We start from the raw sequence: 14,898 nt of genomic DNA, 5'->3' as shown, positions 1-14,898 counted from the left end.
AAATCAAAAAAACCATAAGGAGTCATTATGAAACTATCATCCACTACTCAAGATAAACTCATTACGATCAAAGAGGTTTCATCTCTTATTGGAATGAAAAAGCCCACTATCTACAAGTACATCAGAGAAGGCCAATTTCCAAAACCTATAAAAATAGGATCAAGAGCTTCACGCTGGAGTCTAAATAAGGTTATGGAATGGATAGAAGAACAAAAAAGATAAAAGCAAACGGACAGCTATACATAACAACGATACAGAAAAGAAAAAAAAAATTGAAAGGATGTAAATTATGCAGTTAAAAAGAATCAGAAAGGAAATAAAGCAAAGCTTGGATCGGGAGAAAGTAACTGCAATGCTTAAAGCTCTCGGGTATGAAGTGGACAGAAACTATAAATTCAAGTTGAGAGAAGAACGTACACCCTCTGCATCAATCGCAAAGGACGGCTACATAAAGGACTTTGGCAGCGGATGGGGAGGCGACATCTTAGCCCTTATACACGAGCATAGAGGCGAACCGTTACCAGAAGCAACCAAATGGGTAGCTCAATGCCTTGGCATAAGGACAGACGATGATTAGCCACCTACCGCCACCGATAGACTTAACCTGCCGTAACAGGGCGGGGACTAACGACAGACCACCACAACGCAATTATACCAGTAGAGAGAACGAAACACCTCAGAAAGAGCTGCAGCGATATTGGAATAGCCTACTAAAGCTAAGGGAGCTGGACAGCCAAAAGCTTGAGGAAGTCATCAACCAAGTCATGCCTTACGACCTTGCAGCGGTATGCAGGGATGAGGATAAAAAAGAGCTTATGCAAGTGGTGAGGTTTGACCCGTACCACGACAGCATAGCGGTTAAGTGGATGGATGAGGAGGGCAAATCCATACGCACCATTAAGCACAGGAAAAAGAGGGGCTTTAGTGGCAAATGGATAGCCTACAAAGGCACGAGAGCCAACGCCAACGCACAGATAAGAATCAAAGACCCGTTAGAGCCAGTATTCATCCTCGAGGGGTTTCACGACTATCTAACGGCTTTGCTGGTTGGCATCAACTTCATTGTAATCCCGTTTAAAGGATACAGGCAATTAACGCCAAAAGAGATGGATCATCTAAAGCAAAAAATGCACCATAAGCATAAGTACGACTTCGTTTTTATACCCGATATAGACGGGATAGACGAGCATACACACGAGAAGAAAATCTCAAGAGAGGCGATAAGAAACTTAATGATGCAGCTTGATCCATTAGCGGATCAGATTGACGCGTGGGACATTCACGAGAAATTTGAATACACGAGAGGACACGAAAAAGTGGACTTCAGCGATATTTTTTCACTTGCACCGATTGAATCCTTTGAAGATTTTGAGGGAAATTTGCAACCCTGCGCACACATTGTAGGCGAACACTATTTCTAAGGAGGTTTGATGGCAGAATATAGGAACGGTTTAGTAAAGATGCTTGGTGAGGAAACCATAGAAGAATTAAAAAAGCAAACAGCCCCTCAGAAGGGGGCAAGCGTAAGCCAGACAGACAAAATAACTGATTCAAGTATAACAAAAGATGATGAAAAATCAAAAGTCAATGAGTACATAAACGAGATAATCGATGCAGAATTATTACCACATCCTATAAAGGAATATTTTGAAGATGTAAGTGAAAGGCTAAATCTTCCTTTAGAAGAAGTTGCAACCGTTGGCTTTGCATTTTTATCAAATCTTATTACCGATAAGTTGTGCTTAGTGCCAACCAACAATATATTATATAAAATAATCCCTAATCTATGGGGCTGCATCATTGCAGAAAAAGGAACTAGAAAGACGCCACTTTTCCAAGCTTTTTCAAGTCCTATTTATCAGAAACATTTTACCTATGTAGACAAATTCAAAGAGGAACAAGAACGCTATGAAATGCGTGTTAAGGCACTTGAGAGTAAAAGAAAAGCACTTGTCAAAGCAGAGGCAGAAGGAGACCATGAAAAGATTGAGGAATTACAGGATGCTATATGCAATCTTGAAAAAGAGACAAAGAATAAGCCGAAAAGCAGATATCTTATTTTATCAGATACTACAAAAGAAAAGCTTACCGATATATTGGAAACAAATGCACAAGGTATTTTGATTTTTCAAGATGAAATTTCAAGGCTTATTTATAATTTTGAAAAAGACCCAGAGATGAGAAGCCTTAATCTTGAGGGCTGGAATGGAGCCCAACAATATACAATAGGCAGAATCAATAGAGGAGATGTGAATATAAAAAAACTCACCATAGGTATATTTGGAGGAATACAACCAGAGCTTTATAGAAGACTCATATTAGGACAAGATGACAACATAGACAGCGGTTTTAATGATAGATTTCAGCTTATTTATGTGGTAAAAGATTTTAAATATCAAATTATCGATAAAGAGCAAAACGAATTTATCTATGGCGAATTTAAAAAGCTGGTAGGTACGCTTATCGATATGAAGTTGGAAAACTATACCAAAGCAAAAGAACATCCCCACATTAAAGACCTCTATTATCTTAAACTAAACGATGAGGCAAAAGAGATGTTTAAAAAGTTTATGGAGGGTCTTAATAACGATTTATCAAAAGAGTATCCGATCCTTAGAGGATTTTTGAGCAAAAGCGATAAGCTTTTAGGCTCTTTGGCGATTCTTTTGCAAACTATAGAGTCTATTAATGAGCCGAAAGAATATAATTATATCGATGCGGACATTATGTATAGGGCGATCGAAATAACTAAATTCTATATCTATCAGGCTATCGAGGCATCAAATATCGCCATTCATCTTGAGGAACAAAAAGAGATAGATTTTGAAAAGAAAAGGGATCGAGTATTAAGTTACACGCTGAAGCAAACATTACCAATAAAACTCCGCAACATCTATCGTCCATTAAAAGGAATTAGCAAAAAAGAGGCTTTGCAGATACTTCAGCCTTATTATGTGATTGAGAAAAACGGACAAAGCTACATAGTCAAAGAGCAAAAGAATAATTCTTGAGAGGAAAATTAGGTTGACACTGACAAAGAGTCTAATAATGCCTATTTTATGGGACTTTTGGTGTCAACCTTTGTCGATTGACAATAGTATAGACAAATAAAAAGTGTCAACCGGAGACCGTTCAGAATTTTGTGTCACCCGATAGTTAGGAATTATATCACAACTCCAGAGCCTTATCCAATCTACCTTCAAAGTAGATAGCCAATTGAGAGATGGTAAGGCTCCAATTCTGAATGGGCATTGTCCACTTTTTTTGGGCATTTTGAATTCCCATATAAAGCAATTTCAATAGGCTGTTTTCATTGGGGAAAGCTCCTTTTGTTTTAGTTAGTTTTCTGAACTGACGATGCACGGATTCAATGATATTGGTCGTATAGATGATGCGTCTGATCTCCTGGGGATACTTGAAATAGTAAGAGAGGTTCTCCCACTTGTTCCTCCAGGAATTGATAACAATAGGATACTTTTTGCCCCACTTCTCTTCAAGCCGATCCAATTCCAGTTCTGCAGCCTCTTTGGAGATCGCCTGATAGACCTGTTTAAGATCCTTCATGAATTCCTTCTGATTCTTGGAAGCTACATATTTGAGTGAATTTCTAATCTGATGTATGATACATAACTGTACTTCTGTTTGTGGGAAAGTGGCGTTTATGGCTTCAGGGAAGCCTTTTAAACCGTCAACTGAAGCAATCAGAATATCTTCCACCCCTCTGTTGCGCAGATCGGTAAGAACCTGCAGCCAGAAGTTTGCACCTTCATTCTCTGAATGGAATGACCCCCAAACCATAGACACTTTTTTACTCGCTAATTAGACTATAATAAGGCAGTAAAGGAGTGAAGCAATGCCACCAAGATATACAGCAGAGTTTAAAGAGGAAGCGGCACGTCAGGTGCTCGATAACTGATACGGGATTAAAGAGACAGCGGAGCGTTTGGGGGTTCATCCCCACTCATTGGGGAAATGGGTAAAACAGTACAAAGATCCCGTTGCTCATGCAAAAGAGGATAGTAAAGACCAGGAGATTCTTCGACTTAAAAAGGAGCTCATGCGAGTTACCGAAGAGAGAGATATCTTAAAAAAGGCCGCCGCGTACTTTGCAAAGCACCAAAGCTGAAGTACGCGTTTATTCGTACCCATGCTTTGGAATATTCGGTGAGAAGAATGTGCAAAGTTCTCAAAGTACATCCAAGTGGCTACTATGCTTGGCTGAATGAGCTTGAATCTCCAAGAGCAAAAGACAATAAGGAGATTTTGAGAAAAATTAAAGAGTGCTACGAGCAAAGCAATCATACATATGGTTATAGGAATATCCATAAGGATCTTGTGGAGTCTGGTATTCGCATTAATAAAAAGAGAGTAGCACGGCTGATGAGCTTGCATAAACTTTATGGTGCAGGCATGATCAAAAAACGGCCTAAACATAAAGCCGGCAGACCACATCATAAGCATCCAAATCATCTACAGCAATGTTTTATGGCAAGTAAACCCAATGAGCTTTGGGTGACAGATATCACTTATATTCGTACCCATGAAGGCTGGCTCTATTTAGCAATAATACTCGATCTCTTCAGCCGTAAAGTAATCGGCTGGTCGATGAGCCACAGAATGACACGACAGATTGCATTGAATGCATTCCATATGGCAGTAGTACGCAGGAATATCCATAATAAAGTGATCCTGCATTCTGATCAAGGTTCGCAGTTTGCCTCTTCGGACTGGCAAAGGGCTTTAAAGAAATATAATATTATTCCCAGTATGAGTAGACGAGGAAACTGTTATGACAATGCAGTAGCAGAGAGTTTTTTAAGACACTCAAAAAAGAGTGTGTTACGAAATATATCTTCAAAACCAGAGAAGAGGCGAAACGAAAGATTTTCGAATATATCGAGATGTTCTACAACCCAAAAAGACGACACAGTTATCTTAATTATCTCTCTCCAGATAATTTTGAGATAAAATATTATTCGGACATTGAAAAGAAAGAGGTTTTAGCGTCTAATTTTGTGTCTACCGAATAGGGGTCAGTCCAGAAAGATATAATCCAAGTATCTCTTTTCTGCCATTAAGACTGACACCCAATATCGTATAGATAGCTTTAGAGACATAACGACCGTTCTCTTTGATCTTATAGTGTATGGCATCGAGCCAGACAAAAGGATAGACGCTTTCAAGAGGGCGCTGTTGCCATTCTTTCAGTAGCGGAATAACTTTATCTGTCACTGCGCTAATGGTAGCTTTGGAAAAATGTATTCCATAAAAATCTTCTATATGTTCAGATATCTGTGCATAACTATTCCCCAATGCGTACAAGGAGAGGATCTTCTGTTCTATCTGATCGCTCATATGGGTCTGGTGCTTTTTAACCAGTTGGGGTTCAAAGGTACCGTTACGGTCTCTGGGAACTTCAAGATCGAACTCACCTACGGAACTTTTCATACGTTTGGAGGATTTACCGTTCTTTCGATTGCGGATCTCTTTGGAAAGATGAGATTCCAGTTCTGCCTCAAGAGCAGCTTCTGTCAATTGTTTGATAAGTGGAGCAAGTACTCCATCTTTGCCGTCAATGGATGCTCCTGCCTTTATCTGTTCAAGAGCTTCCTCTAAATCGAATGTCTTTTTCATGTGTCTTTCCTTTAAAATTTAATATTCTATCGGATTGACACAAAATTTCTAACGCTCCCGTCAACCGTGTCAGCGAGTGTCAACCTTTTATTTCTGACACTCAAAGTACTGTAATATGGGCATTTTACTAGTTATTGTCAGTGTCTACTAATGTTTTCTTATAAAAGATATTTGAATAATTTCTTTTTTAGTGTTAACTCATTTGACCTATCGATACTGTCAAGTAATGTTCGCAATTTCCTTCCCAGTGAATTTTTCAAATCATAAATTTAAGTTATCAATTCAAGCAGCTTTTTGAAGCTGCACCTCATAAATTTCCATCACCTGATGAAGTTTGTCAGGTTGAATATAGCATCTATCAACCTCCCAGTCTTCAGTATATTCCATCAGATATGTAGCAATAAGTCTTAAGTAAGACTCTCTTAATGGAAAGATTGATACAACTTTTGAACGTCTTCGTATCTCTTTGTTTATCCTTTCAAGTACATTGGTCGAGCTTATCCTTCTTTTATCGATTTGTGGAAAGTGATAAAATTGGAGTGAATCTTCCAAACCATTTTGAAGTGTTTCAATGGCTTCAGGGAACTTTTTGCCATATTCATCGATAATAGCTTGGGCTATAAGATACGCTTCTTTTTTGCTGTTTTGCAGCCATATTTGTTTGAGTTTTGCTGCAAATTTCCCTTTTGCTTTGTGAGGAATATGTACCAGGATATTACGCATAAAATGGACTTTGCATCGTTGCCATGATGCACCAAGGTAAACCTCTTTGAAAGCTTTTTGGATCCCTTGATGGGCATCGCTGATAAGCAGTGCTATTTTTTGTAAACCTCTTTGTTTTAATTTATCAAAGAAGTTTTTCCAAGTTTCATAAGACTCATTGATAAATGGCTCTATTGCCAATACCTCTCTTTTGCCTTCTAGTGTTACACCGTAAGCTATCATAATAGCGGTAGATACCACTCTTCCTTCATAGTCTCTCACTTTCTCATACAAAGCATCAACCCAAACGAATGGATACTCTTTTTGCAGCTGACGATTACGAAAAGCTTCAGCTTGCTCATCGAGTCCTTTATTAATTTATGATACCTGAGATGCGCTGATATTTTCTATCCTAAGCTCTTTTGCCAAACGCTCTATCTTCCTTGTTGAAACTCCGTTTACATATGCCTCTTTGACCATCGAAATCAAAGCCTGCTCACTTCTTTTTCTCTCTGTTATAAAAAAGGGAATATAGCCTCCTTTTCTGATCTTTGGAACCATAAGATACACAGTGCCAAGTCTTGTATCAAACCTTCTTGGACGATAACCGCTGAAATAGCTTTTTCTCTCACTGTTATGCTCTCCTTTTTTGGCTCCAACTTTTATCTCTGATTCAATCTTCATCAACTGCTCCATCATCCATTTCATCATTGCAAGCAGTGGATCATCCTCTACTACAAACTGTGTCATTATCTCTTTGAAAATTTTTAACTCTTTTTTGCTATTATTGCTCATGGATAGGCTTCCTCCTGTTTGTTTTTTTCTCTCACTGGGAAGTCTATCCAACTCTTTTTTCTCTTTTCAATTTTTGAAAAGTCTTTAAAGAGTCTTCAGGTTAAATTGCGAACATTAGTGTACACTATCAATAATTCATGTATATATTTTAATATCTGCAAAATCAAAACAATAATAAAGTTTGATATTTCATCATTAAAGTTCAATCAGATGAAAAAACATCCTTTAAAGAAATCTGATTTGCGATTATTCCAAATAGATTTTTATCACTACCATCGATAAAAGATAGACACAATGTTGTCTTGACAAACAGTACAATGATAAAAAAATTTTGAGGTGAACATATGAAAAATAATGACTATCAACTTTCAAAACAAGAGTTGAGAGAGATAAAAGCAAACAGAGAAAATTTTCACTCACTACCTAAACATCCAATAATTTGCGTATTGGACAATTTAAGCAACGCGTATAACATAGGAGTAATTATCAGATTATGTGAAGCTTTTAAAATAGAAAAACTGTATGTTTGTAACAAAACACGAAATCTTTTGTTAAGCAAAAAAGTGAAAAAAACTGCTCTTGGAACTCAAAAATGGCTTGATATTGAACATACCACAGATACAAAAAAAATAATAAATGACTTACGAAATGATGGTTATACAATAATTGCAGTAGAACTTACTAAGAAAGCACGTCAGTATAATTGTATTCCATTGAATGCTAAAGTCGCATATGTTTTCGGGAACGAAAACTATGGCCTTTCACAAGAAGTTATAAATTGTTGCGATATGGCTGCCTTTATTCCAATGTATGGAATGGGGAATTCATTGAACGTATCTACAGCAGCAGGTATTATTATTGCGGATGCTGTTTTAAGACTAAACTGTATATAGATTTTTGGCTAAATCTTTAACAAATACAAGGTTATAGTCAAATATTCCCCCTATTCTTCTTTTCAAATATAACTTAAATATGTCACATCTTAAATCGTGATTTTAATGAAAAGACAGAATTTCAAAAAACATGGTAAAGACATGATGTTGACATAAAGTATGTATACAATAAAACAAAAATTAAGGGGACAAAAATGAATCCATTCGAATTCGAAAATAGGCTAACAATCAAAGTAACTCCAAATCAGATCCACAAAATAATGGATAGAATAAAAAGCAGTATAAAATATATGGAATATGAAGATGTCGTTATAAATGGAAATTCAAATGATATTAATTTAACGCATAGTTTGAAAAAGATGGATATCAATGTTGATACTGATACAATTTTGGAAAAATTTGAAAACCAATTTATCCAAAGATATAAATACAGAAAGATTTCGACGGAGTTAGAAGAAGATTTGTTATCTATAAAAGAAGCACTTTTCAGATTTAATGTAAACTCTGGTATTAGCCAAAAACTATCTCAAATTGAGATATTGAAGCATAGAATCCAATATTATCAACAGTTTAGAGAGTGTCTTGATTGCGAAACAGATAACAAAAAAGTAATTGAAAGAGCAAAAGAGTTTTTGAAAAATAGTGACAACGAAATTGAATGTATCGATATCAAGATACTTTTTTATAATCATGAAACAGCAAAAAATCTTTCTATAGAAGCAAATAGAAAGATTTTAGAGCTTGAAAAAGAGATTACTATGCTTAATGCATCAAATGAAATTGAAATTAAAATCTATAAAAGTACGGCGGAATTAGTTGGTCTTGGGTAGCCGCTATTCGCCCTGCTGTTTTAGCAAAAGTCTCTAACATTAGAGACAAATAGCCATACCAGCCTCTATTTTTGGTGGAACAGTTACAAGGAAGCATTTATGAATTACTTGCTGTTCGTTGTATATGCTTCCTTTTTTTGTTATGCTTTAATTGTCTTCTGTTCGTAGTAGGCTGGTATGAATTTTTGCCATAAATAAATAAAGGAATTATATGCATCCTGAATACATTGCACAAGAAAAATATGAAGAAAATTTAAAAAAATTTTTCCAAAAAGCACTTTTTGAATACGAGCTTTATAAAAAAGTAAAAAGAGAAATCGATAGATACCTATCTACAGATTTCAATTTCATTGATATTATAAGTCCAGATGAAAATAAAATCTCGATACTACTCAAAATTTTATTGGAACCAAACGGAACGCATGGACAAGGAAATCTTTTTTTGGAACTTTTTTTGAAACAACTTAAAGATTTATCGAAAAGAGATCTATTTTATAGCACAAAAAGTGTAGTAATTGCTACAGAAAAACCAACAGATGAGAATAGAAGAATAGATATTGTAATAGAGTTTGATGATTTCATTGTTGCCATTGAAAATAAACCATGGGCAGGTGAACAAGATGAGCAATTAGAAGCTTATTACAACTATTTAATAAAAAGCAAAAAAGACTTTATACTTATATTTCTTGCGGGGACAAAAAGAGATCCTATAAGTATTTCTAAAGAACATAAAAATTCAGATAAATTTCTCAATACAACATATAAAGCGCTACTAGTTCCATGGCTGAAAGAGTGCTACAAAAATTGTGAGAGTCAAAAGGTGAAATTTTTCGTCAAAGATTTTCAAGAATGGATAGAGAGAAATTTCAAAGAAATGGAGGAGTTTTAAGATGGATAAGGACAAGTTAATAACAAAAATAATTTTTGGAGAAGAAAAGATTTCAAAAGTCAAGTTTCCTGCAGATGAGGAAGCTAAAAAGAGTTTTGAAATTGCATGGGATATTTGGGAGAATTTTGAAAACAATATTAGAAAGCCTATAAGAGCGTTAGTGACACATAAGATATGTAAAATACTGAAAGAAAAAATAGAAAAAGAAGAAAAATATAAGAGTTTTGATTTTATAGACAGTGGATTTTGCAAAGGAGTTCATTGGGAAGCTTTTTTATTTTTTCCAAAAAATTGGCAAATAAATAAAAACGAAAGACCAATATTGAGCTATGCGCTAGAGTTCGATAAAAATAATTATATAGGCATGTATTATGGGATTTGCAAAAAAGATGAATATACTCCATATGTAGGTAAAACTCCAGAAAATATAGAGGAGTTAAAAAAACTTCAAGAAAAATTTAGAAAACAAGGATTTTCTCTAACAACTAAATGGTGGCCATTTTACAAATTTTTTACTGAACCATATGGGAGTATGAACCAAAAAGAATTTTATAATAAGGTATTTGAGAAAGGTATAGATCAAGTTGCTTCATATTATGTTAATGAATTGGAGTCTTTAATCGAGCAAACTCAAGATGATATTGATAAATTTATAGAAAAATATAAAAAGGAAAAAGGTCTCATTTGAAAAATCATCCTTTCAACAAACAACATCATACGACTAAAGAATCACGAATAAAAAAATACAAAAATGTCAATGAGTGTATTGCAAAAATTTTAGCAAGGCTTTATGATGGCAAAACCCTTTCTATGAAAGAGTTAGCCAAAGAGTGCCAAGTTTCCAAACGAACGATTCAAAGATATGTCAATGAGCGTTTAGCTTATTTTCCCATAAAAAAAGATGGAGATCTTTTTAGTCTTGATTGGGTGAAAGAAAAAAAGATTGACTGGAGCGAAGAAGAGATTGCAGTATTGGAGATGCTCGATAATCTAAGCAAAAATCAAGGGAGTGCTTTTTACGAAAAAGCACACAAAATTTTAAAGAAAATCAACTCTTTCAATCCATACTATACACGGCTTGATATTGAAAAGATAGATGATTTTTTACCTATTTTAATCGAGATTGAAAAAGCTATCAAAGAGCACAATATCATTCAATTTAGATACACCATACAAGAAAGTTTTTTTAATGTAACAGTCAAACCTTTTCAAATCGCTAATTTTCAAGGATTTTGGTATTTGGTGGCTGAAGATATGAAAGATGGAGTGATAAAAAAGTATCTTTTGCGCCAAATTGCTCAAGTAAAAATAAGCGATGAAAAATTTACTCCTCCTAAAAATCTTCATGAAAAGATCTCCAAAGCTCTCTCCATCTGGTTCGATCCAGACATTGAGCCTTTTGAAGTGCGACTTTTTATTGATGGAAAAGTTGCCAAATATTTTAAATACAAACCCCTTGCTCCATCACAAATAATTCTTGGAGAAGATCAAGATGGAAGTATTGAGATTGCACTCAAGATAACTCACGAAATGGAAATCATTCCAATCATCAAACAGTGGCTACCTCACATCAGAGTTTTGGAGCCAAAGTGGCTTGATGAGATGATAAAAGAAGATATTAAAACCTACTTAGACGAATTCTAAACTCCTTTACCTCTATAGTGACATAATGTTGTCATCATATTGTGCCAAACTTCTTGTAGAAATCTTAAAGGAGTCTGCAATGAGAATAAAAAAGAGAAGTGGTGTTAGCTCCTGGAAATATGTAGACAAAGAGGTTAGCGATAAAATCACTCTTTGGATATTGCGAGTGATATTTAGACTTGATAGTTTCAATGCTTTTTTAGACTCCTATGGTAATTTTCATCATGACTCCCTTGCCTATTTTTTGGGTTTAGAAGAGTATGTTAATCGCAGTGATATTAAAAAATCTGAAGTTTTTGAAAAGCTTCATGAAAAATATATAGAGTTGGAAAAAAGAAAAGATTTTACTTCTCACAAGATTCTTACAAACAATCTCAAAAAAATCGCTGCATTAATGGATCTTAATGAGGTGGAAATTGCGATTTTGGAGTTTGTGATTTTCATGAACTATTATGACATTTTGGAAAGAGCTTTAAATATGATGGATGAAACTTTCAATCTAACGCGTACAAGAAAAGCTTTGAGCCTTCTTCTTGATATTCCAATTTCACATATCAATGAAGCACTAAAACCTAATAGCAAACTCATTAAGTCTGGAATTATTTCTATAAGTCCCTATAAAGGCTATTTTAGTGACAAAATAGAGGTGATTTCAGAAAAATTTGTTGAAAATATCTGCACGTTTGATGAAGATATTGCATTGCTTCTCAAAGACATAATAAGAAAAGTAGAGAGTAAAGAGACTTTGTCACTGCAAGATTATGAATATATTGCAAAAGATGCTCATACTATTTTAAACTATCTCAAACATACAATAAAAAAGAGACAAAAGGGTGTAAATATTTTACTCTATGGAATTCCAGGAACCGGAAAAACAGAGTTTGCAAAAACTATCGCTAAAAGTTTGCAACTAGAACTGTTTGAAGTAAGTTACGCAGACGAAGAGGATGAAGCCATTGACGGACATAGACGGATTCGCGCTTTAAAAGCGGCTCAAGCACTTTTATCCAATAAAAATATCCTTCTTTTATACGATGAAGCAGAAGATATTTTTGACAAAAGCGATACTTTTTTTGCACCAAAGAGACAGGAAAACAAAGCCTGGATCAATAGAACATTGGAAAATAACGATTTGCCAACGATTTGGATAACAAATAATATTGATAGTATCGATAATGCAATAATCAGAAGATTTGATTATGTTTTGGAGTTACCTATACCCCATAAAAATCAAAGAAAAAAGATCATAAAAAAATATATCAATAATCTTTTGAATGAAAACGCAATTGAAGTGCTCTCAGAACACGAACATATTGTTCCTGCAATTATAAGCAGAGCCTCCAAAGTTGTAAAAATCATTGAAACAAAAGAGCAAGAAGATACTTTTATCCGTATTATAAACAATACACTCAAAGCGCAAGGGCATAAGGAGATTGTATCTACAAAAAAAGATAGTGCCTCTTTGCCTAAAGTTTACGATCCAAGATTTGTCAATACAACAACTGATCTTGAAAAACTAACCCAAGGAATCAAAAATCACCCAAATGCAAGAATTTGTCTTTATGGACCTCCGGGAACAGGCAAAAGCGCTTTTGCAAAATATATTGCTAAATGCCTAAATAAATCATTCATCTTAAAAAAAGCGAGTGATTTACAAAGCATGTGGGTTGGAGGCACAGAAAAAAATATAGCAAGAGCTTTTGAAGAGGCTAAGAAGAGCGATGCAGTGCTTATTTTTGATGAAGTTGACAGTTTCTTGCAAGATAGAATGCATGCGAGAGCTTCTTGGGAGGTAAGCCAAGTCAATGAGATGTTGGTGCAAATGGAAAACTTTGATGGCATTTTCATAGCTACTACAAACCTTATGGAAAATCTTGATAGAGCAAGTTTGAGACGATTTGATCTAAAGCTAAAATTTGATTTTTTAACCAAAAGCCAATCATGGCAGATTTTCAAAGCCTATTGCAAAGAATTAGGACTTCCAAACCCAAAAAACAGCATAAAAAAAGAGGTTGAACATCTACAATTCTTAACTCCAGGAGACTTTGCAGCGGTTGTGAGACAAAGTAGATTTAGACCGATTGAAAATATAAAAGATCTACTTCAAAGACTAAAAGATGAGATTGAAGTGAAAAATATGGAAGATAGAAATGTGATGGGATTTGTGTGATATGTTAAATAAAGAAATGAAATTTTGAGAACCGTTATGACTAAAGTGTAATGACCCCACCTTTTCTGCACACCTAAGCTACCAAGTGAAACACTTCTACAGGTGTTTTGTACTGCAGCGCTGAATGCTTTCGTTTTTGATTGTAAAAATTGATCCATTCTTCAATAATTTTGTTAGACTCCTTGAGTGATTTGAAGTTATAGTGCCAGATACACTCTTCCTTGATGGTTCGGAAGAACCTTTCAATCATGCCATTTGTCCTCGGCTTCGCCTGCGGGGTTGTCGCTTCGCTCGGACGTTCAGGAGTATAAGGAGTGATGAACTCCTGAGTGAAGTTGTAATCTTTGATTGTTTTGGTGAACGATTTACTGGTAAAAACCAATCCATTATCACTTCGTAATACAATGGGCTCTTTCAATCGCTGAAGTCTTCCAAATCGATAGATCAAGCCTTTTTGCAAAGCAGCTTCTGCTGTTTTTGCTTTACCGCTTTTTGAGAGTCTCCATCCAACGATTTCACGGATACAAGTATCAATCACACAAGCCAAAGTGCTCCAGCCATCATTAATACTGTAGATGCGGGTCATATCAATAGTCCATCTTTGATTGGGATAGTGTGAACACGAAGGCATCATTTTGGCTCGTGGCCTATGCCCTTTAACGCTTTTTTACCTGCCAACTTTTTAGTTGCAGAATGCGCTGCACTGCTTTTTTGTTCATCCCAAGCAGCAAAGCTAAACGACGATAGCCATACGTTGGAAATTTCTCTATCTTCTCTTTGACTTTTTTAACACGCTCTTCATCCAATTTCCGTATTCTTTTGACGGGCTTGTAATAAAAGCTCCTGCGAGGAATATTCAACAGCTTACAGAGTTTTGTGATGCTTATTGGGTAGCCCTCGCTTCTCATTTTGCTCTGTACTTGCATCACTTCTTCTCTTTTCCTACAGAAGCGTCGTACTTTTTTAATGCGATATTCTCCAATGTCAATTCACCTATAACTGCCTTCATATCTTTTATCTTCTCTTCATACATGGCAGCTATATCTTTAGGTCTGGCTCTTAATTGATTCTCCATACCTCTACGTGCATCTTCCATCCACTCCTCTATTGCTCCAGGTGCCAAATCATACTTTCTCGCAACTTCAGATACTGTAGTTTTCCCTTGAAAAATATCCATGACTATGGAAGCTTTCTTCTTTGCTGTAAAACGCTTTATCTCTTCTTGATTTTTATTTAATTTCTCCATTCTTGTTGACCCTTTTGTTTCTTACTCTTTATGTATTATATCCTGTGCAGTTGGGGGGGGAAGTATAAACTAATAAAACATAAGCGAAGGAAAAT

General features: G+C 35.4%; 13 protein-coding genes and 4 pseudogenes. 11 read left to right on the top strand and 6 right to left on the bottom strand.

Features of this window, described 5'->3' with window-relative positions; all coding sequences use genetic code 11:
- The first annotated feature begins 27 nt into the window (after positions 1 to 27).
- From NITER_RS01335 to NITER_RS01320, 4 genes are all read left to right on the top strand, one after another.
- A complete protein-coding gene (locus NITER_RS01335; protein ID WP_084276431.1) occupies positions 28 to 222 on the top strand; it encodes a helix-turn-helix transcriptional regulator in 195 nt (64 codons plus the stop codon).
- A gap of 67 nt (positions 223 to 289) precedes the next feature.
- The gene (locus tag NITER_RS01330; RefSeq protein ID WP_084276432.1) at positions 290 to 577 is read left to right on the top strand and encodes a hypothetical protein; all 288 of its coding nucleotides are present in this window, start codon (positions 290 to 292) and stop codon (positions 575 to 577) included.
- Positions 570 to 1,421 carry a hypothetical protein gene (locus NITER_RS01325; RefSeq protein WP_084276433.1) on the top strand — a complete coding sequence of 284 codons (852 nt, stop codon included), beginning with the start codon at positions 570 to 572 and terminating at the stop codon, positions 1,419 to 1,421. The genes NITER_RS01330 and NITER_RS01325 overlap by 8 nt, the downstream gene beginning before the upstream one ends.
- A gap of 9 nt (positions 1,422 to 1,430) precedes the next feature.
- Positions 1,431 to 3,011: a DUF3987 domain-containing protein gene (locus tag NITER_RS01320; protein WP_084276434.1), complete on the top strand. Its 1,581-nt coding sequence runs from the start codon at positions 1,431 to 1,433 to the stop codon at positions 3,009 to 3,011.
- A 157-nt stretch (positions 3,012 to 3,168) separates the two neighbouring features.
- On the opposite strand, the pseudogene NITER_RS01315 reads toward NITER_RS01320, so the two are convergent.
- Positions 3,169 to 3,789, bottom strand: a pseudogene (locus tag NITER_RS01315) (IS256 family transposase); the annotation flags it as partial.
- Positions 3,790 to 3,853: 64 nt separating this feature from the next.
- Between NITER_RS01315 and NITER_RS01310 the strand changes: the two are divergent.
- Positions 3,854 to 5,030 (top strand): annotated as a pseudogene (locus tag NITER_RS01310) (IS3 family transposase).
- A 10-nt stretch (positions 5,031 to 5,040) separates the two neighbouring features.
- Here the strand turns inward: NITER_RS01310 and NITER_RS01305 are convergent.
- A pseudogene (locus NITER_RS01305) lies at positions 5,041 to 5,634 on the bottom strand (IS256 family transposase); the annotation flags it as partial.
- A gap of 282 nt (positions 5,635 to 5,916) precedes the next feature.
- A pseudogene (locus NITER_RS01300) lies at positions 5,917 to 7,131 on the bottom strand (IS256 family transposase).
- Between the two features lie 344 nt (positions 7,132 to 7,475).
- Between NITER_RS01300 and NITER_RS01295 the strand changes: the two are divergent.
- From NITER_RS01295 to NITER_RS01270, 6 genes are all read left to right on the top strand, one after another.
- Positions 7,476 to 8,024 carry a TrmH family RNA methyltransferase gene (locus tag NITER_RS01295; RefSeq protein ID WP_084276436.1) on the top strand — a complete coding sequence of 183 codons (549 nt, stop codon included), beginning with the start codon at positions 7,476 to 7,478 and terminating at the stop codon, positions 8,022 to 8,024.
- 194 nt (positions 8,025 to 8,218) lie between these two features.
- Positions 8,219 to 8,854 carry a hypothetical protein gene (locus NITER_RS01290; RefSeq protein WP_084276437.1) on the top strand — a complete coding sequence of 212 codons (636 nt, stop codon included), beginning with the start codon at positions 8,219 to 8,221 and terminating at the stop codon, positions 8,852 to 8,854.
- 211 nt (positions 8,855 to 9,065) lie between these two features.
- Entirely contained in the window at positions 9,066 to 9,743 is a 678-nt protein-coding gene (locus tag NITER_RS01285) for a PDDEXK-like family protein (protein ID WP_084276438.1), read from the top strand.
- Between the two features lies 1 nt (position 9,744).
- Entirely contained in the window at positions 9,745 to 10,431 is a 687-nt protein-coding gene (locus tag NITER_RS01280) for a hypothetical protein (protein WP_084276439.1), read from the top strand.
- On the top strand, positions 10,428 to 11,387 hold the full coding sequence (locus tag NITER_RS01275) for a helix-turn-helix transcriptional regulator (RefSeq protein ID WP_084276440.1): 960 nt from the start codon (positions 10,428 to 10,430) through the stop codon (positions 11,385 to 11,387). The genes NITER_RS01280 and NITER_RS01275 overlap by 4 nt, the downstream gene beginning before the upstream one ends.
- A gap of 79 nt (positions 11,388 to 11,466) precedes the next feature.
- Entirely contained in the window at positions 11,467 to 13,557 is a 2,091-nt protein-coding gene (locus NITER_RS01270) for an AAA family ATPase (protein ID WP_084276441.1), read from the top strand.
- A gap of 73 nt (positions 13,558 to 13,630) precedes the next feature.
- On the opposite strand, the gene NITER_RS01265 is transcribed toward NITER_RS01270, so the two are convergent.
- Genes NITER_RS01265 through NITER_RS01255 form a run of 3 tightly spaced genes read right to left on the bottom strand, consistent with a single transcriptional unit; the run spans position 13,631 to position 14,803 of the window.
- Entirely contained in the window at positions 13,631 to 14,191 is a 561-nt protein-coding gene (locus tag NITER_RS01265; RefSeq protein ID WP_281847833.1) for an integrase core domain-containing protein, read from the bottom strand.
- Positions 14,192 to 14,213: 22 nt separating this feature from the next.
- The gene (locus tag NITER_RS01260; protein WP_143779619.1) at positions 14,214 to 14,486 is read right to left on the bottom strand and encodes an integrase; all 273 of its coding nucleotides are present in this window, start codon (positions 14,484 to 14,486) and stop codon (positions 14,214 to 14,216) included.
- The gene (locus NITER_RS01255) at positions 14,483 to 14,803 is read right to left on the bottom strand and encodes a transposase (protein WP_084276442.1); all 321 of its coding nucleotides are present in this window, start codon (positions 14,801 to 14,803) and stop codon (positions 14,483 to 14,485) included. The genes NITER_RS01260 and NITER_RS01255 overlap by 4 nt, the downstream gene beginning before the upstream one ends.
- Between the last annotated feature and the right edge of the window lie 95 nt (positions 14,804 to 14,898).

Origin of the sequence: Nitratiruptor tergarcus DSM 16512, from assembly GCF_027946175.1 — a bacterium.
In the GTDB taxonomy this organism is placed as follows: domain Bacteria; phylum Campylobacterota; class Campylobacteria; order Campylobacterales; family Nitratiruptoraceae; genus Nitratiruptor; species Nitratiruptor tergarcus.
Note: the sequence above shows the minus strand (reverse complement) of the source record. Positions and strands in the feature narration are given on the sequence as shown.